Here is a 20,244-nt window from a genome sequence, read left to right as displayed (position 1 = left end):
TGGTCCCTTAACCGCGTGGCGCCTGGGCGCTGGCGACTTTCACGTTGTTGCCCGCCACCTTCGGCGCCGGGTTGCTGGCCTCCAGGGCCTGGCGCTGCTGGGCGAGGGCGGCGAGGGTCTGTTCGCTGGCCATCGGTGTCTCTTCCGGGGTGACCGGTGAGCCAGGGCGCACACGCTGCAGGCCCTTGACCACGATGCGGTCGTCCTTGCCCAGGCCGCTGCGCACGATGCGCAGGCCTTCCAGCTTCGGCCCCAGCTCCACGGCGCGGTAGGCGGCCTTGTTGTCCTTGTCCATGACCAGCACGAACTTCTTGCCAAGGTCGGTGCCCACGGCTTCGTCGTTGATCAGCACGGCCTGGTACTGGGCGCTGCCCACCAGCTTCAGGCGTGCATACAGGCCTGGGGTGAACTGGCCGTCGCTGTTGTCGAACACCGCACGGCCACGGATGGTGCCGGTGCGCGGGTTGACCTGGTTGTCGACGAAGTTCATCTGGCCCAGGTGCGGGTTGCCGGTTTCGTTGGTCAGGCCCAGGTACACCGGGGTGCTCTGGCCGCGCTGGCCTTCGCGGGCCAGCTGGGTGTACTTGAGGTACACGCGCTCGTCGGCGTCGAAGTAGGCGTAGACCTTGTCGGTGGAGACCACGCTGGTCAGCGGGGTGACATCGGCGGTGACGATGTTGCCGGCGGTGAACTGGGCGCGGCTGACACGGCCGCTGATGGGCGCGGTGACACGGGTGAAGCTGAGGTTCAGGCGTGCCAGGTCGAGCTGGGCCTGGATCGCGTCGACCCCGGCGCGGGCTTCGGCGGCGGCGCTGCTACGCGATTCGGCCAGTTCTGCGGAAATGGCGTTGCTGTCACGCAGGCGTTCGCCACGGCGGGCTTCGTTGGCGCTGCGAATGGCGGTGGCCTTGGCCTGCTGCAGTTGGGCTTCGAGGCGGCGGACCTCTGCCTGGAACGGGCGTGGATCGATCTGGAACAGCAGGTCGCCTTTCTTGACCTGGGCGCCTTCGGTGAAGGCTACCAGGTCGATCTGGCCGGAGACCCGTGGGCGTACCTCGACGGTTTCCGGCGCTTCGAGGCGGCCGGTGAACTCGTCCCATTCATTGATCGGTTGCTCGATCACCTTGGCCACGCTGACCTTCGGCGCGGTGGGAGCCTGCACTGCGTCTGGGGTTCGGCCACAAGCGCTGATCACCACCACTGCCAGGGCAGCGAGGGGGAAGCGCAAGGGTTTGAATGATTGTTCCATGGAGAACTCCGCCAATGTATTAGTAGTGGGCGGAGTGTGAGTGTCTTGCGCGTGAGGCACGAATCGAACGGGACGAAGGTTATTATCACGATGAATGATATGAGCAGATCATTCATCGATTGCAGACATGGCCAGCTCGGTCGTGGGCTTTCATCCTGGGTCAGAGATTTCAGTGAATGCTCGAGGCCAGTTCGAAGATCGGCATGTACATCAGGATCACGATCAGGCCGATCAGCAGGCCGATGAAGGTCATCAGCAGCGGTTCGAACAGCTTGACGAACCATTCCACCCAGCGGCCGATTTCCTGGTCATGGAAGTCGGCGCAGCGCTCCAGCATTTCGCCCAGGTTGCCGGACTGCTCGCCGGCGCGCAGCAGGCGCAACGACACCGGCGTCACCAGTTGCCCGGCCTCCAACGCATCGGACAGGGGCAACCCTTCGGCGACCCGCTGGCTGGCGTGCTCCAGGCCCTCGGCCGCCGCGCTGCCGAGCAGGCCGCGGGCCATGCCCATGGCGGTGAGGATGGGGATACCGCCTTGCAGCAGGATGCCCAATGAGCGATAGAAGCGCGCCAGTTCGTACATCATCAGGCGTTGGTGAAGTGCCGGCAGGCGCCGCAGCTGGCAGGCTGCCCAGCGCCGTACCCATGGCTGGCGGCGCAGCAGCCACAGCGCAGTGGCCGCACCGAGGGCGCCCAATGCCAGCGGTAGTTGCTGGGCATGCAGGAATAGCCCGATCTGCATCAGCAGCCGAGACAGCCAGGGCAACTCGGTGCCCATGCCCTCGAACACCTGGCTGAAACGCGGCACCACGTAGCCAAGCAGGAACAGCACCACGCCACCGCCCACCAGCAATAGCAGCATCGGGTAGACCGAGGCACCCACCAGCTTCTGCCGGACCAGGTCCAGGCGCTGGCGGTAGCTTATGTAGCGGGCGAGGGCGTCGCCGAGCGCGCCGGTACGCTCGCTGGACTGTACCAGCGCCACGTATAGCGGCGGGAACACCCGTGGCTGCTGGCCCAGGGCCTGGGACAGCGAGCGGCCTTCGTACAGTTGGCGGACCAGTTCGGCGAGCACTTTGCGCGCTGCGGCTGCGGGGGCCTTTTCCGCCAGGCTTTCCAGCGCGTCGATCAGCGGCAGGCCGGCGTTGAGCAGGGTCGAGAGTTCCTGGCTGAACAGCACCAGGTCAAAGCTTGCTTCGCGGCGCCAGGCCATGCCGCGCAAGGCGCCGCCGTGGCCATGCAGGCTGAGCACGCGCAAGCCCTGGTCCTCGACCTGGCGGCGGGCCTGGTCGGCGTCCTCGGCGTCGATCTGCAACTGCACCACACCCTGCCTGCCCAGGGCCTTGAGGCTGTAGCGCATGGCCGTTCTCCCTACTGCCAACTGGTGATTTCGGCGTTTTCCCCGTCGCCACCGGGCTGGCCGTCCTTGCCCATCGACAGCAGGTCGTACTCGCCGCCGTTCTCGCCGGGTTGCCGGTAGATGTATGCGCGGCCCCACGGGTCTTGCGGCACGGCCTTCTGCAGGTACGGGCCGGTCCAGCGCGCTTCGCCATTGGGGGCGACCACCAGGGCCTGCAGGCCCTGCTCACTGCTGGGGTAGTGGCCGACTTCCAGGCGATACAGGTCCAGGGCCTTGCTCAGCCCCTCTATCTGCGCCCGCGCCACCTTGGCTTCGGAGCGGCCGAGCTGGCTGAAGTACTTGGGCGCGACGATACCGGCCAACAGGCCGAGCACCACCAGCACCACCAAAAGTTCGAGCAGGGTGAAGCCACGTTGAGGGTTGGTTCTGCGCTGCATGGTGAAGCCCTCCGCTGCATGGGGACAAGCTTTTGCTGGCTCCATGCAACAGCCGTGCACGCCTGCGCTGGCGCCTTGCACCATGCGGCACGCGAAGCGGCACAGTGCTTGCGTCGTGGTCATCGACCCCGGGTTTTCCGGGGTATATCCCCCAACATCGGGGGAGACCACGAAGAGGCGACCGACATGCGTGGACTCATTCTCGGTTTGATCTGGCTGGTGGCAGGTGCTGCCCAGGCCGATGTGTACATTTCCATCGACGCCAAAGGCAGCTACATACTGACCAACGTCCATCGACCCGGGCGCCTCTATGAAACGGTGATCAGCGAGCCGAAGGCCCAGGCCGGCCCGGCCAACGCGCAGCTCATCACCGGCCGCCCCTATGCCAAGCTGGTCGCCGCCGCGGCGCGCACCCACGACGTACCCCCGGCGTTGCTGCATGCGGTGATCAAGGCCGAGTCCGGTTACAACCCCAAGGCGCGTTCGCCAGCGGGCGCGGTGGGGCTGATGCAATTGATGCCGGATACTGCCCGCGAGATGGGCGTGGAAAACCGCCTGGACCCGGAAGACAACGTGCAGGGAGGGGCCCGCTACCTCAAGCGCATGCTCAATTTGTTCGACAATGACATCACCCTGGCCGTGGCGGCCTACAACGCCGGCCCGGACGCGGTGCTGCGCCGTGGTGCGGTACCGCCGTTTGCCGAGACCCGGCGCTATGTACCGAATGTGCTGCGGGAGTACCGCCGCTTGCAGGGGTTGACGGGTGATTAGCCCCTGTAGCCCCTTTCAACGCTGGTGCGACCCCTGTGGGAGCGGCTTTAGCCGCGAAGAATCCAACGCGGTGCATGGCGCCGGCTGCGCCGGTGTTCGCGGCTAAAGCCGCTCCCACAGGGGCCGTGTGAGCATCTGGATTTTTGCAAGGCAGGTGCGTTCAATACGGGAAACAAGACAATACCCTTCGGCGGATGCCACCAAGCTGACCCGATGGTTTCCCCAACTCTGGGCTATAACCTTCTGAAGGTGCCCAGTTGTGGAGTCCGCCATGGACATCGCCCCTCGTTCCGACGCTTTTGAAGTACCCGCCGGTAACGAACTGGCCACCCCACGCAAGCCGTTCAATCTGCTGCGCTGGTACGCCTGGGTCAGCCTGGCCATCATCCTCTCGGTAGCGGTCGGGCTGGGGTTGATTTCCAGCCGCTTCATCGTCGACGAGAGCATCGAGCGCGATGCCTTGCTCACCGCGCAGTTCATCACCTCCATCGCCGATGCCGAAGTACGCCATGTGTCGATCCCCAATGTGCGCACCATGGGTGAACTGCTTGACCCACGCATTGACCGCGCCAACCTGCTCGATGTCGACCCGGACGCCCGGCGCAGGGCGCGTGGCGAGTTCCTGGACCACATCGCGCACCTGCCCGACATGCTGCTGGCCAACATCTATGCCCCGGACCGTACGGTGATCTGGTCCAGCAACCCGGCCCTGGTCGGCAAGCTGATAGAAGGCGACGAGGACCTGGAGCAGGCTTTCGAGTACAAGATGCGAGTCTCGGCCAGCTACCACAACTTCGAACAGGCCCGCGTCGAGCAGAAGTTCGTCATCCCACCCGAGCAGTTGTTCATCGAAAACTATATTCCGCTGTTCGATGCCGATGGCGAGCAGGTCACGGCGATGGTCGAGATCTACAAGGAGCCCCATGACCTGATCGTGCGCATCGAGCATGGGCTGATCCTGATCTGGCTGGCGATCACCATCGGTGCCGCGCTGGTCTACGTAGGCCTGTACGGCATCATGCACCGCGCCGCGCGCCTGCTGGCGGTGCAGCAGAAGCGGCTGATCAGCAACGAAACCTACGTGGCGCTGGGCGAGGTGTCCTCGGCGGTGGCCCATAGCCTGCGCAACCCGCTGGCCAGCATCCGTTCCAGTGCCGAGTTGGCCCAGGCGTTCGACGATGGCCCGGCGCAGCGCAACGTCAACGACATCATCAGCCAGGTCGACCGCATGTCGCAGTGGATCCGCCAGATGTTGCAGTCCTTGCGCCCGCTCAACGATGAGGCCGTGGCGGTGGATTTGCCGCTGGCATTGCAGGAAAGCCTGCAGACCTACGCAGTGCCGCTGGCGCGCGGCGGAGTGAGCCTTGACCTGCAACCGATACCGGCAGTGCAGGTGCTGGGGCATCCGGTGTTACTGCGGCAGATCTTCAGCAGCCTGATCGCCAACGCCCTGGAGTCGATGGAGCAGGGCGGGCGGTTGCGTGTCGAGGTGGTGCGTCATGACCGGCGTAACCTGACCTTGCGCCTGTCCGACAACGGCAAAGGCATGACCGAACAGCAGCAGCGCATGGCCTTCCGGCCTTTCTTCACCACCAAGCAGGGTGGGTTGGGCGTGGGCCTGGTGTTGGTGAAACGCATCATGGAACGCTTCGGGGGCAGTGTCCGCCTCAGCAGCAGTGAAGGCCATGGCACCCGGGTTTCGCTGAGTTTCCGGCTGGTCAATGGCTCCTGACTTACATTAATAAATGCTCGTATCTAATTGTTTATAAAGGATTTAATGTTTTTTGGGTGAAAACCCCCAAATGTGGGGGATAGCCCTCCAAGTTAATTTAAGATGTGTCTTCAACCTATTGATAATCAAAGATAATTTGAATTGGCATGTTGGCTGGCTGGGTTCTTGCAATGTGACAGGCAGAGCGCAACACACGACAAATGGCGGCTGCGGCTGCACGGGTGGAGTGCTATCAATTGGCTACTATTTGTCGCCTTGATGCATTTCTGAATGGACGCCCTGGGCGGGAAGCACGCGATGCAGATGCTGGATAAAGAAGTTCCTGACAAGGCCAGTACTACCGCCAACGGTGTGGCCGTGCCATTGCGCGAATTCAACCTGCTGCGCTGGTTTTCGGTCATAAGCCTGCTGATCATCGCCTCGGTGGCGGGCGGGCTGGGTTATGTGTCGACGCGTTTCGTGGTGCGCGACAGCGTCGAGCGCGATGCCATGCTCACCGCCCAGTTCATCCAGGCCATGGCCCAGGCCGAAGTACGTCATTCGCAGTTGCCGCCGGGCACCACCATGGGCGAGTTGCTTGACCCGCGCCTGGACCAGCAGCACTTGCAGTTCACCCCGGAGCTGGCCGAATCGACCCGGGTCGAGTTCCTCGACCATGTGGAGCACCTGCCGGACACCTTGCTGGCCAACGTCTATGCCCGCGACCGCACCATCGTCTGGTCGACCAACCGGGAGCTGATCGGCAAGCGAATCGAGGCCGATGGTGACCTGGACCGCGCCTTCCGCTCGCGCAAGACGGTATCGGCCAGCTACCACCAGGCCGAGGATGACCGCGAAGAGCAGAAGTTCCAGCGTGAACCGCGCTTCCTGTTCATCGAGAACTACATCCCGCTGTTCGACAGCCAGGGCGAACAGGTGCTGGCCATGGTGGAAATCTACAAGGAGCCGCAGGACCTGGTGTTACGCATCCAGCGCGGTTATGTGCTGATCTGGGCTTCTACCCTGGTGGGCGGGGCGCTGGTCTACTTCGGCCTGTTCTGGATCGTGCGCCGCGCCGCGCCGCGCAGCTGCTGCACCTGCAGCAGGACCGGCTGGTGGCCAGTGAAACCTATGTGGCCCTGGGCGAGATGTCTTCGGCCGTGGCGCATAGCTTGCGCAACCCGCTGGCCAACATTCGCTCCAGCGCCGAACTGGCTCAGGAAATCGCCAACCCCGCGGCGCAGAAGAACATCACCGACATCATCAGCCAGGTCGACCGCATGTCGCGCTGGGTGCGTGACCTGTTGGTGTCGCTGCGCCCGACCAGTGACGATGCCGAGGCCGTGGACCTGGTGACGGCCATCGAGGACACCCACCTGGCCTTCGCCCAGCAGATCGAACGCAACGGTGTGTACTTCTGCTACGAAGGCCCCCGGTCGCAATGGGTGGCCAGCCAGCCGCTACAGCTCACGCAGATTCTCAACACCCTGTTCTCCAATGCCCTGGAAGCCATGCCTGAAGGTGGCATGCTGTGCGCCCAGGTCAATGTGCAGGATGGGCAGCGTGCCGAGTTCGTCCTTAGCGATACCGGCAAGGGCATGAGCCAACAGCAGGAACGGATGGTGTTCAAGCCGTTCTACACCACCAAGCAGGGCGGCCTCGGCATAGGCCTGGCCCTGGTCAAACGCATCATGGAGCGTTTTGGCGGCTCGGTCAGCCTGAGCAGCCGCGAAGAGGAAGGAACCCGCGTCAGCCTCACATTCAATATCGCAGCGGGAGGGGACCATGGAGCACAGCATCCTGGTAGTCGAGGATGATGAAATTCTCGCCGACAATATTCGCACCTACCTCGGCCTCAAGGGCTTCGAGGTCACCGTGTGCCACAGCGCGGAGCTGGCGCTGGAGCAGATAAAGCGGGGCCAGCCCGATGCGGTGCTGACCGACAACTCGCTGCCGGGCATGAGCGGGCACGACCTGCTGCGTACCTTGGTGGCGCAGGTGCCGGACCTGAAAGTGATCATGATGACCGGCTATGGCAACGTGGAAGATGCCGTGCAGGCAATGAAGGAGGGCGCCTTCCATTACCTGACCAAGCCCGTGGTGCTGGCCGAGCTCAAGCTGACCCTGGACAAGGCGCTGGCTGCCGAGCGCATGGAGCGCACGTTGTCGTTCTACCAGGAGCGCGAGGCGCAGAAGTCCGGGTTGCAGGCATTGATCGGTGAATCACCGGCGATGCTCACCCTCAAGCACACCCTGCGCCAAGTGCTGGATGCAGAACGGCGCATGGCCAGCGACGACCTGCCACCGGTGCTGATCGAAGGCGAGACCGGTACCGGCAAGGAGCTGGTGGCCCGCGCCCTGCATTTTGATGGTTCGCGCAGCAAGGGGCCGTTCATCGAGTTCAACTGCGCCTCGATCCCGGCCAACCTGCTGGAGGCCGAGCTGTTCGGCCACGAGAAGGGCGCCTTTACCGATGCCAAGGAGCGCAGGGTGGGCCTGGTGGAGGCTGCCGATGGGGGCACCTTGTTCCTCGACGAGATTGGCGAGATGGACCTGGTGCTCCAGGCCAAGCTGCTGAAGTTGCTGGAAGACCGCAGTATCCGCCGGATTGGCGCGGTGAAGGAGCGCAAGGTCGACCTGCGGGTGATCAGCGCTACCAACTGCAACCTGGAGCAGATGGTGCAGCAGGGCAGGTTCCGCCGCGACCTGTTCTTCCGCCTGCGTATCATTGCCCTGAAGGTACCGCGCCTGTATGCCCGCGGGCAGGACGTGCTGCTGCTGGCGCGGCATTTCCTGGCCCATCATGGCCGGCGTTATGGCAAGCCGAACCTGCGCTTTTCCGCCGAGGCGGAAAGCCTGATGCTCGGTTACAGCTGGCCAGGCAACGTGCGCGAACTGCGCAACATGCTGGAGCAGACCGTGCTGCTGGCGCCGAACGAGGTGGTGCAGGCGCACCAGCTCAACCTGTGCATGACCTTGATCGACGAGCCGCTGGTGCAGCAGGCGGCGCCTGCGGTGTTCGAAATGCCTCGGCACGAACCGGAGCCCGGCACCAGCCTGCCGGACATGGAGCGCGACCTGGTGTGCAAGACCCTGGACCGCACGGACTGGAACGTGACCAAGTCGGCACGCATGCTCGGGCTGTCGCGGGATATGCTGCGGTACCGGATCGAGAAGCTGGGGCTGACCAGGCCGGACAAGCGCCAGTGGTGAGCATTGGATAATGGGCCGTACAGGGGCCCCTGTGGGAGCGGCTTTGGCCGCGACCACCGGCGCAGCCGGTGCCATCACCGTGTTGGATTCTTCGCGGCTAAAGCCGCTCCTACAGGGATTGCGGCAACTTTTGGAATTTGAGCAAGACAGTTGCATTCAGGGGCATTGATCAACGCTGATTATCGGCTGCTCCCTGCCGCCCGGTACCTTCCGAGCCACTGCCATCCATCCCTGGCAAATCCCGGTTGTCATTCTGTTCAGCTGGCGGGCTGTCCGGGTCGTTGCCCTTTATGCGTGGGTCTGTGTCCCGCGGCATGGGCTTTTCGATCGGGTTGAGGGTGCTGTCCGCGCCCGGCTTGGGCGCCGGGTTGTGTGGGTCGTCGGGGTAGGTGGGGCCGGTGCCGGCAGCAATGGCCAACGGCGCGGCGAGCAGGGCAATCAGCAGGATGCTTGAGCGGGGCATGGCAGGCTCCTTTGCTTCTGGTAGGGCTGATACTTCCCTTCGGCCCTACCCGAAGCTTCAAGGTGCCATTACCCCGATCAACGGTTACACCACCAGCGACAGCAACATGATGAAGATGATGCCGACGATCGACAGGATGGTCTCCATCATGCTCCAGGTCTTGAAGGTTTCCGCCACGGTCATGTTGAAGTACTGCTTCACCAGCCAGAAGCCGGCGTCGTTGACGTGGGACAGAATCAACGAGCCAGCGCCGGTGGCCAGCACCAGCAGCTCACGGTTGACCCCCGGCACCAGGTCGATCACCGGTGCAACGATGCCCGCACCGGTAATGGTGGCGACCGTGGCGGAACCGGTGGCGATACGGATTACCGCTGCTACCAGCCAGGCCAGCATGATGGGCGAAATCTCCGCCTGTACGGCCATCTGTCCGATCACGTTGCCCACGCCGGTGTCTACCAGCATCTGCTTGAAGCCACCGCCGGCACCCACGATCAGCACGATCGCCGCAGTCGGTGCCAGGCTCTGGTCGAGCATCTTCATGATCTGCTGACGGTTGAAGCCACGGGCCGAGCCAAAGGTATAGAAGGCCAGCAGCAGGGCAGCGAGCAGGGCGGTGATGGGGTGGCCGATCAGGTCCATCCACTGGCGCACGATGTGCTCGGCAGGCAGCACCACGTCGGCGAAGGTCTTCAGCAGCATCAGCACCACCGGCAGCAGCACGGTGACCAGGGTGATGGTGAAGCTCGGCAGATTGCCCTGGTCGGACTCCTTGGCGATCTGGTCCATCAGCTCCTGGGACGGGGTGCCCGGGATGTAGCGGGAAATGAAATTACCGAACAGCGGGCCGGCGATGATGGCGGTAGGCAGCGCCACGATCAGGCCATAGAAGATGGTCTTGCCGATGTCGGCATGGAAGATGCCGATCGCCAGCAGCGGGCCCGGGTGCGGGGGCACCAGGCCGTGCACCACCGACAGGCCGGCCAGCAGTGGAATGCCGATCTTGATCAGCGATACGCCGGAGCGTCGGGCGACGATGAACACCAGCGGGATCAGCAGCACGAAGCCGATCTCGAAGAACAGCGGGATACCCACCAGGAAGGCGGCGAACATCATCGCCCAGTGCACGTTCTTCTTGCCGAAGGCGCGGATGAGGGTTTGCGCGATCTGATCGGCCCCCCCGGAGTCGGCCATCAGCTTGCCAAGCATGGTGCCCAGGGCGAGCACGATGCCGACGAAGCCCAGAACACCGCCAAAACCGTCCTGGAACGATTTCATGACCTTGGCCACCGGCATGCCGGAGGTCAGGCCAAGGAAGCCGGCCGCGATGGTCAGTGCGACGAAGGGATGGACTTTGAAATGAGTGATCAGCAGGATCAGCCCGACGATGGTAACCAGCGCGTCGAGCAGCAGGAAGGTATCAGTAGCCAGTCCGAACATGGTTTGAAGGCCTCGGTCTTATCGTTGTTTTGGCGTAGCTTTTTTGCAAATTTGCTTGCGCTTGAGGGGCAGGGTAGCGCTGTCTCGGTTGGGCCGGGAAAGCCGCCTGGGTCAGGCGGTTTGTGCCAGGCCCGGCTCACTGCGGCCCTTTAGCCAGCTGTCCACCGCTTCGGCAAGCGCTTCGATGGGCTGGGTGGCGTCGAGCGCCAGGGTCAGGGGTTCGCCGTGTGGCGGCTCCAGGGCAGCGAATTGGCTATCGATGAGGCTCGCCGGCATGAAATGCCCGGGGCGGGCCAGCACGCGTTTCTCCGCCTCGGCGGGTGACAGCTCGAGGAACACGAACACCAGCCCGGGCATGGCGTCGCGCAGGGAGTCGCGATAGCGGCGCTTGAGGGCCGAACAGGTCAGGATCGGACGTTCCCCGGCCTGGGTCGTGGCTTGCAGCTCCTGACCAAGACGCACCAGCCAACCGGCACGGTCGCTGTCGTCCAGGGGGATGCCAGCGCTCATCTTGCGGATGTTTTCGGCAGGGTGGAAAGCGTCACCTTCGATCAGGCGGCCGCCGCTTCTGGCAGCGATGGCAGCGCCGATGCAGCTTTTGCCGCAACCGGCCACGCCCATCACCACGATGGCGGACAGGGGAGAATTCATCAGTACCTCCTGCGGGTGAGATAGCGCTGTCTCGTTGTCGACGAACAGCCACCTCCCCGGTGTTATTGGTCTTGTCCCTACGCAGTATGGACGCTTGGTGGCGAGCGCGCGTTGGCTGCTGCCAAAGATTACATTGCCTGCGTCCTGAGACAGCGCTACCTTAGTGGCCGTTCCCTTTCCTTGCAAGTAGTAAAATTACAACATCCATGTCCCGCACCGGCTCCCGTACCACAGGTCGTCCCACCCTGGCAGAAGTTGCCAGGCTTTCCGGGGTTTCCCCGATTACCGCCTCGCGCGCCCTGCGTGGGGTCAGCACGGTTGCGCCGGAGTTGGTGGAAAAGGTCGTTGCTGCCGCGGCGAGCCTCGGTTATGTCGCCAACCCGGCGGCCCGTGCCCTGGCTTCGGCGCGCAGCCAGTCGGTGGTGGTGTTGATCCCGTCGCTGTCCAACCAGCTGTTCATCGACACGCTGGAAGCCATTCATGAGGTCATGCGCCCGCGCGGGCTCGAGGTGCTGATCGGCAACTATCACTACGATCTTGCCGAAGAGGAGAACCTCATCCGCAACTACCTGGCCTATCAGCCCTGCGGCATGCTGCTGACCGGTTTCGAGCGCAGCGAGGCATCGCGGCAGATGCTGGCGGCCAGTGGCGTACCTTGTGTGCACATGATGGAACTGAATGGCGAAGCTGGTGCATTGTCCGTCGGCTTCTCGCAGCAGCAGGCCGGGCGCGCCGCCGCCCGCCACCTGATCGAGCGCGGGCGCAAGCGCCTGGGGTTCATTGCCGCACAACTGGACCCACGAGTGATGCAGCGTGCCGAAGGGTTCCGCCAGGCGTTGGCCGAGGCCGGCTTGCAGGCGACCGAGCTGGAAGTGCTGACGCCGGAGCCTTCTTCCATTGCCTTGGGCAGCGAGTTGTTCAGCCAACTGATGCGGCAGGCGCCGGATGTCGACGGTATCTTCTTCTGCAACGACGACCTGGCCCAGGGCGCGGTGCTGCAGGCATTGCGCCAAGGGGTGGAGGTGCCGCGGCAGGTGGCGATGGTCGGTTTCAACGACCTGCCGGCTTCGGCGCACATGGTGCCGCGGCTGACCTCGATTCGCACGCCTCGCGCCGCTGTGGGGCGCGGTGCTGCGCAGGCGCTGCTGGCGTTGCTCGATGGCAAGCGGGTGCCGAATGCGCAGCAGGACCTGGGCTTCGAGTTGATGGTGCGGGAAAGTTCCTGAGCGCGGACGCTTGCCCATCCCGGTTAAGAATGGCGCTCCGTATTGCGAATGCAATAATTACAAGGTGATAGCACTGTGCTTGCATGGCGCTAACGGCGATCTATGCTCAGGACACCGCGCATACAGGAGCCCGGCGTCATGTTCGATTTCCACCGCAAGTCCGATCTGGTCGAAATCCAGCGCAGTCATCAGGCATTGGCCACCTTGCAGGCCAAGCTGGCGGCGATCAGCCGCTCCATGGCAATGATCGAGTTCACCCCCGACGGCACGATCCTCGATGCCAATGAGCGCTTCTGCCAAGCCATGGGCTACAGCGCCGAGGAGTTGCGCGGCAAACATCATCGGCTGTTCTGCGACCCTGGCTACGCGAAAAGCGCCGAATACCAGCAATTGTGGCGTGAACTGGGGCAGGGCAAGGCCATCAGCGGTACCTTCGAGCGCATCGACAAGGCCGGCCGCGAAGTCTGGCTGGAAGCCAGCTACATGCCGGTACTGGACGAGCAGCGCCAGGTCACCAGCGTTATCAAGGTGGCATCCGACATCAGCCAGCGAGTGATGGAGGAGCACGAGAGCGAAAGCCTGCTCAAGGCCATCAGCCGCTCCATGGCGGTGATCGAATTCACCCCGCAAGGCCGGGTGATCAAGGCCAACCAGAACTTCCTCGACACCATGGGCTATCGCCTGGACGAGGTGGTCGGTCGCCATCACGGGCTATTCTGCCTGGCGCATGAGCGCGAATCGGCCGAGTACCGCGAGTTCTGGGCATCGCTCAACCGCGGCGAATACCACTCGCACCGTTTCGAGCGTGTCGACAAACATGGCCAGACGGTCTACCTGGAGGCCTCCTACAACCCGATCTTCGACAGCAAGGGCCGCTTGTACAAGGTAGTGAAGTTCGCCAGCGACATCACCCGCCAGGTCAGCACCCAGCAAAGCGCGGCCGATGCTGCCCATGCCAGTTCGGTACAGACCGATGCCTGCGCGCGCAAGGGCACCGAAGTAGTACAGCAGGCGGTACAGGTGATCGAGCAGATTTCCCATGAACTCAACGACGCGGCACGCAGTATCGATGCGGTGAGCAAGCAGTCGGATGTGATCGGGCAGATAGTGCTGACAATCCGTGGCATTGCCGACCAGACCAACCTGTTGGCTTTGAACGCAGCCATCGAGGCGGCCCGCGCCGGCGAGCACGGGCGCGGTTTTGCCGTGGTGGCCGACGAGGTGCGCAGCCTGGCGGCGCGAACCAGCAAGGCTACCCTGGAAATCGTCGACGTGGTGCGGCAGAACCACGACCTGTCGCTGTTGGCCGTGGCCAGCATGCAGTCGAGCCTGAAGCGTACCGGCCATGGTGTGGCGCTGGCCAACGAAGCCGGTACGGTGATCATGGAAATCCAGCAGGGTTCACGGCACGTGGTAAACGCTATCAGCCAGATCAGTTCGACGCTGCAATTGCACTGAGCACATCGCCCAGCTCGTCCAGCAGGGTCTCCAGGCTGGCCTGTAGTTGCAGGCGATGGTCAACCGTCGGCAGGCCTTGGTCGTGGGCCTGCTCGATGGCTTCGCAATCCTTGACCAGCGTGCGTACCTTGAGCATCTTCGCCCCACCTTTGATCCGGTGAGCCAAGGCGCGCAAAGTTTCGCCGGGGGCGTCTGCTAGCAACGCCCGCAAGGTGGCCAGGTCTTCGCTGACGCTTTGTGACAACTGCTGCAGCAAGTTCCGCGTCAGTTGTTCGTCGTCCTGGGTCAGGTGGCGCAGTTCGCCAAGGTTGAACCCGCTGGCGCGCCGTGCTGTCGGCTGCTGCCGGGGGTGGGCGTGGGGCAGGTGGGTCTTGAGCGTACGCAGGCCGATGGGTTTGAACAGGCATTCGTCCATGCCGCTGGCCAGGCAGCGGGCACGCTCCTCGGCCTGGGCGTTGGCGGTGACGCCGAGAATGCGGCATGCCGTCAGGCCGCGTTCGCCCTCCAGGCTGCGGATACGGCGGGTCAGTTCGTGGCCGTCCATGACCGGCATGCTGCAGTCGGTGATTACCAGGTCAAAGCGCGCAGCCTGCCAGCGTGCCAGCGCGATTTCCCCGTTTTCCGCCAGCGTGACCCGATGCCCCAGGGTATGCAGTTGCCGCTCCAGCAGCAGCAGGTTGGCGGGGTAGTCGTCGACCACCAGTACGTTCAAAGGGCCGCTGCTTGTTTCCAGCACAGGGTCGTGCTGATCGGCCTGCACCGGTGCAGCGCAGGCGGGCAGCTGCAGGCTGACCTGCACCTTGGTGCCAAGGCCTTCGACGCTCTGCAAGTTCAAGGTACCGCCCATCAACTCGGCCAGCGTGCGGCTGATGACCAGTCCCAGGCCGGCGCCCTGGCGTGCCCGGGGGCCGTCGGCCTGGACGAAGGTATTGAACAGCCGGGCCTGGTCGGCAGGGCTGATGCCGATGCCGGTGTCTCGCACACTCAGCTCTACTGCCAGGCTGTCAGTGTCAGTGGGCGAGGGCAGTAGCAGGCTGGCCTGGACTTCACCGCTGTCGGTGAACTTGATGGCGTTGCTGATAAGGTTGGACAAGACCTGCTTGAGGCGCAGTGGATCAGCCAGCACCCACACCGGCGCAGCGGGCAGTTCGCTGTGCAGGTGCAGGCCTTTGGCCCTTGCGTTGCCTTCGAACACCCGCACGGTGGCGCGTACCAGTTCTACCAGGTTGGTGGGCACTGGCTGCAGGGTGATATGCCCGGATTCGATACGAGAAATGTCGAGAATATCGCCGATCAGCTCAAGCAGGCCAATGGCCGAATCGTGGGCGGTCTGCAGGGTCTGGGTGTCGCAGCGGCCGCCGCGGCTGTCTTCCAGGGCCAACTCCAGCAGGCCGATCACGGCATTCATCGGGGTACGGATTTCATGGCTCATGGTGGCCAGGAAGGTGCTTTTGGTCTGGCTGGCCTGTTCGGCGTCGTCCTTGGCCTGGCGCAGCTGTTCAAGCAGGCCGCGGCTAAGCGCAAGTTGCGCTTGCAGGGCATGCTGGGCCTCGGTGCGCTGGTTGATCAGCTTGCGCAGGTAGCTGTTCCAGAACACCACCCCGGCCAGCAGCAAGGCCGATAGCACCAGCACTTGCAAGACCAGCGTGCGGTAGTCGCGCCAGGGGCTGTCACTGACCAGGGTGGTGGTGCGCCAGCGGTTGATCAGCTGGTCCAGCTCTTCGGGTGGAATGCTCAGCAGCGCCTTGTCGAGGATTGCCTGCAGCTGTGGCTGGTCCGCGGCCACGGCGAAGGCGGCGATGGCCGGGTCATCGTCGAGCACGCTGGCAATGCGCAGGCGGTCCTTGAACACATGGCTGATGTAGTAGGCGGCATTGATATGGCTGCTCAGGGCGACGTCGGCGGCACCGTTGGCCACAGCCTCCATCAGGCCGAGCGGGTTGTCCACCTCGACCATCCTGGCCTGCGGATAGCGTTGTTGCAGCACGGCCCGTTGCGGCGAACCGCGTACCAGGGCGATGCGCATGCCATCCAGCGCCATCGCCTGCGGCGGTAATGCATTGTCGCCACGGGTGACCAGCACCCGTGGGCTGACCAGGTAGGGGCGGGTATAGCGCAGTTGTTTCGAACGGTCTGTGCTGTAACCCAATGCGCCGATCATCTGCGCATCCCCGCGCGCCAGGCGCTCGATCATTGCCTGCGCCGACGGGCTTTCGACCGGCTTGAAATGCAGCCCCGTGCGCAGCGAGATCTGCTTGAGCAGCTCGAGGGTGATGCCGCTGGGGCGGTGCTTGGTGTCGTTGAAGGTCAGTGGCGCCAGCGAAGTGTTGACCAGCACGCTGACGTTGGGGTTGGCAGCTATCCAGGCTTCTTCTTCGGCGGTCAGGGCGGTGAGGTGGCGCTGCAGCAGCAGGCTGGTGTTGCCACTGCTCCAGCGGCGCAGGATATTCAGGCGTTCGCTTTCGCTGATACGCGCCAGCGCCTTGTTGACCAACTGTTGCAGGCGCGGGTTGTCACTGGCCATGGCAAAGGCAAACGCGCCAGGGGCAACCTGGCAGAAGTGGTCGATCTTCAGTGTGCCCTGATAACTCTTGCCAATCGCGAAGTCGGTACTGATGGCATCGCCCAGGTAGGCGTCGGCCTCGCCCAGTTCGACGGCGGCCAACCCGGCCAGGGTCGAGCGATACAGGCTCAATTGTGCCTTGGGGTACAGGCTGCGGACGCTGCTGGCCGGCAGGTAATGATCGACCATGGCCAGGCGCAGGCCGGCGAGGTCGGGGGTGTTCTTCAGGCTGCGCCCCTCGCGGGTGACGATGACTGGCAGATCGTCGGCGTAGCTTGAACTGAGGCTGAGCTGGGCATCCGCTGCCTCGAAGGCGTTGGAGCTGCCCAGCAGGTCGATACGGCCGTCGCGTAGCGCAGCGATGGCTTGGTGGCGGCTGTCGAAGCGTCGTACTTCGATGGTGGTACCCAGCTGTTCTGCGATGATGCCAGCGTAATCGGCGCTGAGGCCTTCGTAGTCGTGCTGGCTGACATTGATCTCCAGCGGCGGGTAGTCGGGGCGCGAACTGCCAAGTACCAGGTGCTGGCGTTGCTGTAGCCAATGCCGCTCTTCGCTGGACAGCGCAAGCGGGGCCGCGGCGCTGACCGAGCGTGCCAGCAACTGGCGAGGTTCGCTGTTTGCCAGCAGCGCGCCGGAACCGGCCAGGCCGATGACCAGTAGGGCGCTTGCCAGCAGGCGCTTCATTGTCATCGAGCGCTCAGTAGACGCTGTTGCGCTTGGCCAGGTCGACCATTTCAACCAATGATTCGGTCTTGAGCTTTTCCATGATGCGGCCCCGGTAGGTGCTTATGGTCTTGGCGCTGAGGTTCATGCAGGTGCCGATATTCTTGTTGTTCTCGCCGCGCGCCAGGCGCCGCAGCACCTCCATTTCCCGGTTGGACAGGCTGGACAGGCGCATTGGCTCGCTTTCCAGCGAGTTGCTGTTGACCGACATCTGAGGGAAGGTCGAGTAGCCTTTGACCAGCGCTTTCAGGGCAAACAGCAACGCCTCGTGGTCTTCTTCCTTGGTGACAAAAGCGCCGATGCCAGCATCCAGGCAGCGCCGCACATACAGGTCGGTGGCCTGGCCGGTCAGCACCATGATCTTGGGCGCCGGCTCCAGGCATTGCAGGCGCTTTATCACTTCCATGCCATCCAGGCCGGGCAGGCCGATGTCGAGTATTACCACATCCGGTCGCAGGTCGCGGGCCACCTGCGCCACCTCGCTGCCATTGCCGACCTCGCCGACAACACGGAAGCGCTCGCGTTCGAGCAACATGCGCAAGGACAGCCGGACGATGGGGTGGTCGTCGACGATCAGCACGGTAGTCATGAAGAAAACTCCTGTCAGGATGTGGTCCGCTTCCTGGATCACTCAGGAATACGTCTGCAAGTGGGGTTATCGGAAGCGCTGCACGATACGACCATTCCCGGAATTTGGTAATGCCGAGTATAGAAGTGTTGAAAGTCCACGTGCTTGTTGTTGAAAAGTCCTACAAAAAGTGGGAAAGACATCACCCTGGCAAAGCGGCGATGCCTGTTTTTGTAGTCGTCATGCGCAGGCGGAGTGTGATTTGCTCACGCGCTGGGTTGAGGCGGGGTTGTTGGCCAGTGCCTGGCCGACCCGTGTCGGGCGTGCCACCAACTGGCCGGTGCAGTTCGGGCAGCGGCCCTGGAAACGGGTTTCGGCGCAGGTGCGGCAGAAGGTGCATTCGAAGGAGCAGATCAGCGCATCGGGGCTGTCACCCGGCAGGTCGGTATCGCAGCACTCGCAGTTTGGGCGTAGGTCCAGCATGGGCGTGACTCCTGTTTGCAGGCGGGAAACCGGAGTCTGCTACGCCTGCGGCGAACCTGGCAATGCTCAGTCGCCAGGGCGATACAGGTGGGCGTGCCCGGCGCGATACAAGGCCGATTCGGCAAACGGTGTGTCGCCTAGCACATGGCCCACAAGGATCAGCGCCGTGCGTCGGAAATCCTTGGCCGCGACGCGTTCCACAATATCGCCGAGGGTACCGCGCACCCAGTCCTGGTCCGGCCAGGTGGCACGATGCACCACCGCCACCGGGCAGTGCGTGCCGTAGTGCGGCAGCAGTTCTTCGACGATACGCGACAGGTGCTTGACCCCCAGGTGAATCGCCAGGGTGCTGCCATGGCGCGCCAGGTCGCCCAGCTGCTCGCCGGGCGGCATCGGCGAGCTGTCACCATAGCGGGTGAGGATAACGGTCTGAGCTACCTGGGGCAGGGTCAGTTCGCAGCCGAGCAGGGCGGCGCTGGCCGCTGTAGCGGTGACCCCGGGGATGATCTGGTAATCGATGCCCAGCGTTTGCAGATGGCGGATCTGCTCGCCGATGGCGCCGTACAGGCTGGGGTCGCCACTGTGTACCCGAGCCACATCCTGGCCTTGCTCATGCGCACTGCGCATGGCGGCGATGATCTGCTCCAGGTGCAGTTCGGCACTGTTGATCACGGTCTCGGCCTGGTGGCCCTCGAGCACGGCGGCCGGCACCAGCGAGCCGGCATAGATGATCACCGGGCACTGGCGGATCAGCCGTTGGCCCTTGACCGTGATCAGTTCCGGGTCGCCGGGGCCGGCGCCGATGAAGTAGACCGTCATGGAAAGTCCTTGCAGGAAAGAAGGGAAGCGTTCAACAGGCCAGGGCGAGGGTAGCCGGGCCCAGTACCTTGCGCGTCAGCAGCAACCTGGCGGTGCCAACCCGCTGGCTGGCCAGGGCCAGTGCCGCACTCTCCGCCACGCCCCAGCAGCCACAGTGGGCATGGGCAGCGGCGGAACGGTGGCTGAGTCGGGGTTCGTAGGGTTGCAACTGCGCGGTATCGTACAACACCAAAGGCAGACCGAGGCGTTCGGCCAGTTGCTGCAAGCCGGGCTCGTCGGCCTTCAGGCTGATGCTGGCGATGCCTTGCAGGTCGGCCAACGCCAGGCCCTGGTTGCCCAGGGCCTGGCGTAGCAAGATTTCCAGCGTATCCGCCGGGCAACCCCGACGACAGCCGAAGCCGGCGTAGAAGGCAGGCATCAGGCCTGGCTGGAGCGCCGGAACAGCCAGGCGCTGAGCAGGCCCAGGGCCAGCCAGAATGCGGCGTTGGTCAGCCAGGAGGCCACTTTGAACTGGGTTTCCAAGGCGGCGGGGGCCAGGCTCTCGTGCACCTCGGGTTGCGGCGCACCGATCACATGGGGAATGACCAGCAGCACAGCGCCCAGCGCCTTCAGCAACCAGTGGCGAGCGAACACCAGCAGGGCCAGGCCCAGCGCGGTGGCACTGGCGGTGCCGATCCACCAAGCCTGGCGTTGCCCCAGGTCGGCTGCGGCAGTACCTGGCAGTTCCGGCGGCAGGCCCAGGGTCGGGGCCAGGCAGAACACGGCGAAGCCGGCCAGGCCCCAGAGTGCGCCGGTGCCGGCTCGCTTGGGTTCACGCAGGCTGTACAGGGCGGTGAGAATCAGGGCGAAGCCGACCGCGACCACCAGGTTGCCGCCGGTGGTGGACAGCACTCGCTGCCAGCCGTCCTCAGGTGCCCAGGCTTCGGCGCTGTGCTCATGCGCTGCCACTTCGCCAGCATGCTCGTGCTCGGCGATGGGGGCCGAGGATTCGTAGGTTTCTGCTTCGAGAATCAGAGGGGCGACCCAAAAGCTCTGCAGCAGGGTCAGCAGCAAGGCCGCCAGCAACCCGCTGAAGCCCGCGGTGCGGGCAATGCGTGTGATCATCGGGCGTA

Annotated in this window: 17 protein-coding genes and 1 pseudogene; 6 read left to right on the top strand and 12 right to left on the bottom strand. The window is 63.9% G+C overall.

Annotated elements, in window-relative coordinates; all coding sequences use genetic code 11:
- Positions 1-7: 7 nt before the first annotated feature.
- The 3 genes from mexE to gspG form a co-directional block, all read right to left on the bottom strand.
- Positions 8-1,249, bottom strand: coding sequence for a multidrug efflux RND transporter periplasmic adaptor subunit MexE (gene mexE, locus KDB76_RS16520; protein WP_015270540.1), 1,242 nt, complete (start codon positions 1,247-1,249; stop codon positions 8-10).
- Positions 1,250-1,418: 169 nt separating this feature from the next.
- On the bottom strand, positions 1,419-2,609 hold the full coding sequence (locus tag KDB76_RS16515; RefSeq protein ID WP_013972811.1) for a type II secretion system F family protein: 1,191 nt from the start codon (positions 2,607-2,609) through the stop codon (positions 1,419-1,421).
- A gap of 11 nt (positions 2,610-2,620) precedes the next feature.
- On the bottom strand, positions 2,621-3,046 hold the full coding sequence (gspG, locus tag KDB76_RS16510; RefSeq protein WP_003258264.1) for a type II secretion system major pseudopilin GspG: 426 nt from the start codon (positions 3,044-3,046) through the stop codon (positions 2,621-2,623).
- A 186-nt stretch (positions 3,047-3,232) separates the two neighbouring features.
- Between gspG and KDB76_RS16505 the strand changes: the two genes are divergently transcribed.
- The 4 genes and pseudogenes from KDB76_RS16505 to KDB76_RS16490 all read left to right on the top strand — a co-directional run bounded on the left by KDB76_RS16505 (position 3,233) and on the right by KDB76_RS16490 (position 8,741).
- Positions 3,233-3,817 (top strand): lytic transglycosylase domain-containing protein, encoded by a 585-nt coding sequence (locus tag KDB76_RS16505; protein ID WP_013972810.1) that lies wholly within the window; start codon positions 3,233-3,235, stop codon positions 3,815-3,817.
- A 271-nt stretch (positions 3,818-4,088) separates the two neighbouring features.
- Positions 4,089-5,549: a HAMP domain-containing sensor histidine kinase gene (locus KDB76_RS16500; protein ID WP_038409702.1), complete on the top strand. Its 1,461-nt coding sequence runs from the start codon at positions 4,089-4,091 to the stop codon at positions 5,547-5,549.
- Positions 5,550-5,846: 297 nt separating this feature from the next.
- A pseudogene (locus tag KDB76_RS16495) lies at positions 5,847-7,345 on the top strand (HAMP domain-containing sensor histidine kinase).
- Positions 7,314-8,741, top strand: a complete 1,428-nt coding sequence (locus tag KDB76_RS16490) for a sigma-54 dependent transcriptional regulator (protein WP_038409701.1) — start codon at positions 7,314-7,316, stop codon at positions 8,739-8,741. Before KDB76_RS16495 ends, KDB76_RS16490 begins: the two are co-directional and overlap by 32 nt.
- 169 nt (positions 8,742-8,910) lie before the next feature.
- Here KDB76_RS16490 and KDB76_RS16485 read toward each other — a convergent pair whose 3' ends face one another.
- From KDB76_RS16485 to KDB76_RS16475, 3 genes are all read right to left on the bottom strand, one after another.
- A complete protein-coding gene (locus tag KDB76_RS16485; protein WP_013972806.1) occupies positions 8,911-9,204 on the bottom strand; it encodes a hypothetical protein in 294 nt (97 codons plus the stop codon).
- Between the two features lie 84 nt (positions 9,205-9,288).
- On the bottom strand, positions 9,289-10,641 hold the full coding sequence (locus KDB76_RS16480; protein ID WP_015270532.1) for a GntP family permease: 1,353 nt from the start codon (positions 10,639-10,641) through the stop codon (positions 9,289-9,291).
- Positions 10,642-10,752: 111 nt separating this feature from the next.
- Positions 10,753-11,292: a gluconokinase gene (locus tag KDB76_RS16475; RefSeq protein WP_015270531.1), complete on the bottom strand. Its 540-nt coding sequence runs from the start codon at positions 11,290-11,292 to the stop codon at positions 10,753-10,755.
- 206 nt (positions 11,293-11,498) lie between these two features.
- On the opposite strand from KDB76_RS16475, the gene KDB76_RS16470 reads away from it, so the two are divergent.
- Together KDB76_RS16470 and KDB76_RS30080 are read left to right on the top strand one after the other, a co-directional pair.
- Positions 11,499-12,518, top strand: a complete 1,020-nt coding sequence (locus tag KDB76_RS16470) for a LacI family DNA-binding transcriptional regulator (protein ID WP_024087200.1) — start codon at positions 11,499-11,501, stop codon at positions 12,516-12,518.
- Between the two features lie 138 nt (positions 12,519-12,656).
- On the top strand, positions 12,657-13,976 hold the full coding sequence (locus KDB76_RS30080; protein WP_038409700.1) for a PAS domain-containing methyl-accepting chemotaxis protein: 1,320 nt from the start codon (positions 12,657-12,659) through the stop codon (positions 13,974-13,976).
- On the opposite strand, the gene KDB76_RS16460 is transcribed toward KDB76_RS30080, so the two are convergent.
- The 6 genes from KDB76_RS16460 to KDB76_RS16435 form a co-directional block, all read right to left on the bottom strand.
- Complete coding sequence (locus tag KDB76_RS16460) at positions 13,951-17,223, bottom strand: transporter substrate-binding domain-containing protein (RefSeq protein WP_038409698.1); 3,273 nt, start codon at positions 17,221-17,223, stop codon at positions 13,951-13,953. The two genes, KDB76_RS30080 and KDB76_RS16460, sit on opposite strands and share 26 nt — an antisense overlap.
- A 13-nt stretch (positions 17,224-17,236) precedes the next feature.
- Positions 17,237-17,851 carry a response regulator transcription factor gene (locus KDB76_RS16455; RefSeq protein ID WP_023663311.1) on the bottom strand — a complete coding sequence of 205 codons (615 nt, stop codon included), beginning with the start codon at positions 17,849-17,851 and terminating at the stop codon, positions 17,237-17,239.
- Positions 17,852-18,070: 219 nt separating this feature from the next.
- The gene (locus tag KDB76_RS16450) at positions 18,071-18,313 is read right to left on the bottom strand and encodes a DUF1272 domain-containing protein (RefSeq protein ID WP_013972792.1); all 243 of its coding nucleotides are present in this window, start codon (positions 18,311-18,313) and stop codon (positions 18,071-18,073) included.
- 66 nt (positions 18,314-18,379) lie between these two features.
- Positions 18,380-19,132, bottom strand: a complete 753-nt coding sequence (cobM, locus tag KDB76_RS16445; protein ID WP_013972791.1) for a precorrin-4 C(11)-methyltransferase — start codon at positions 19,130-19,132, stop codon at positions 18,380-18,382.
- A 31-nt stretch (positions 19,133-19,163) separates the two neighbouring features.
- A complete protein-coding gene (locus KDB76_RS16440; RefSeq protein ID WP_013972790.1) occupies positions 19,164-19,550 on the bottom strand; it encodes a cobalamin biosynthesis protein in 387 nt (128 codons plus the stop codon).
- Positions 19,550-20,236 (bottom strand): CbtA family protein, encoded by a 687-nt coding sequence (locus tag KDB76_RS16435; protein ID WP_013972789.1) that lies wholly within the window; start codon positions 20,234-20,236, stop codon positions 19,550-19,552. The genes KDB76_RS16440 and KDB76_RS16435 overlap by 1 nt, the downstream gene beginning before the upstream one ends.
- Positions 20,237-20,244: the final 8 nt, after the last annotated feature.

Source organism: Pseudomonas sp. JS425 (assembly GCF_018223845.1).
Classification (GTDB): Bacteria; Pseudomonadota; Gammaproteobacteria; order Pseudomonadales; family Pseudomonadaceae; genus Aquipseudomonas; species Aquipseudomonas asiatica.
This window is presented reverse-complemented; position numbering and strand designations above follow the sequence as displayed.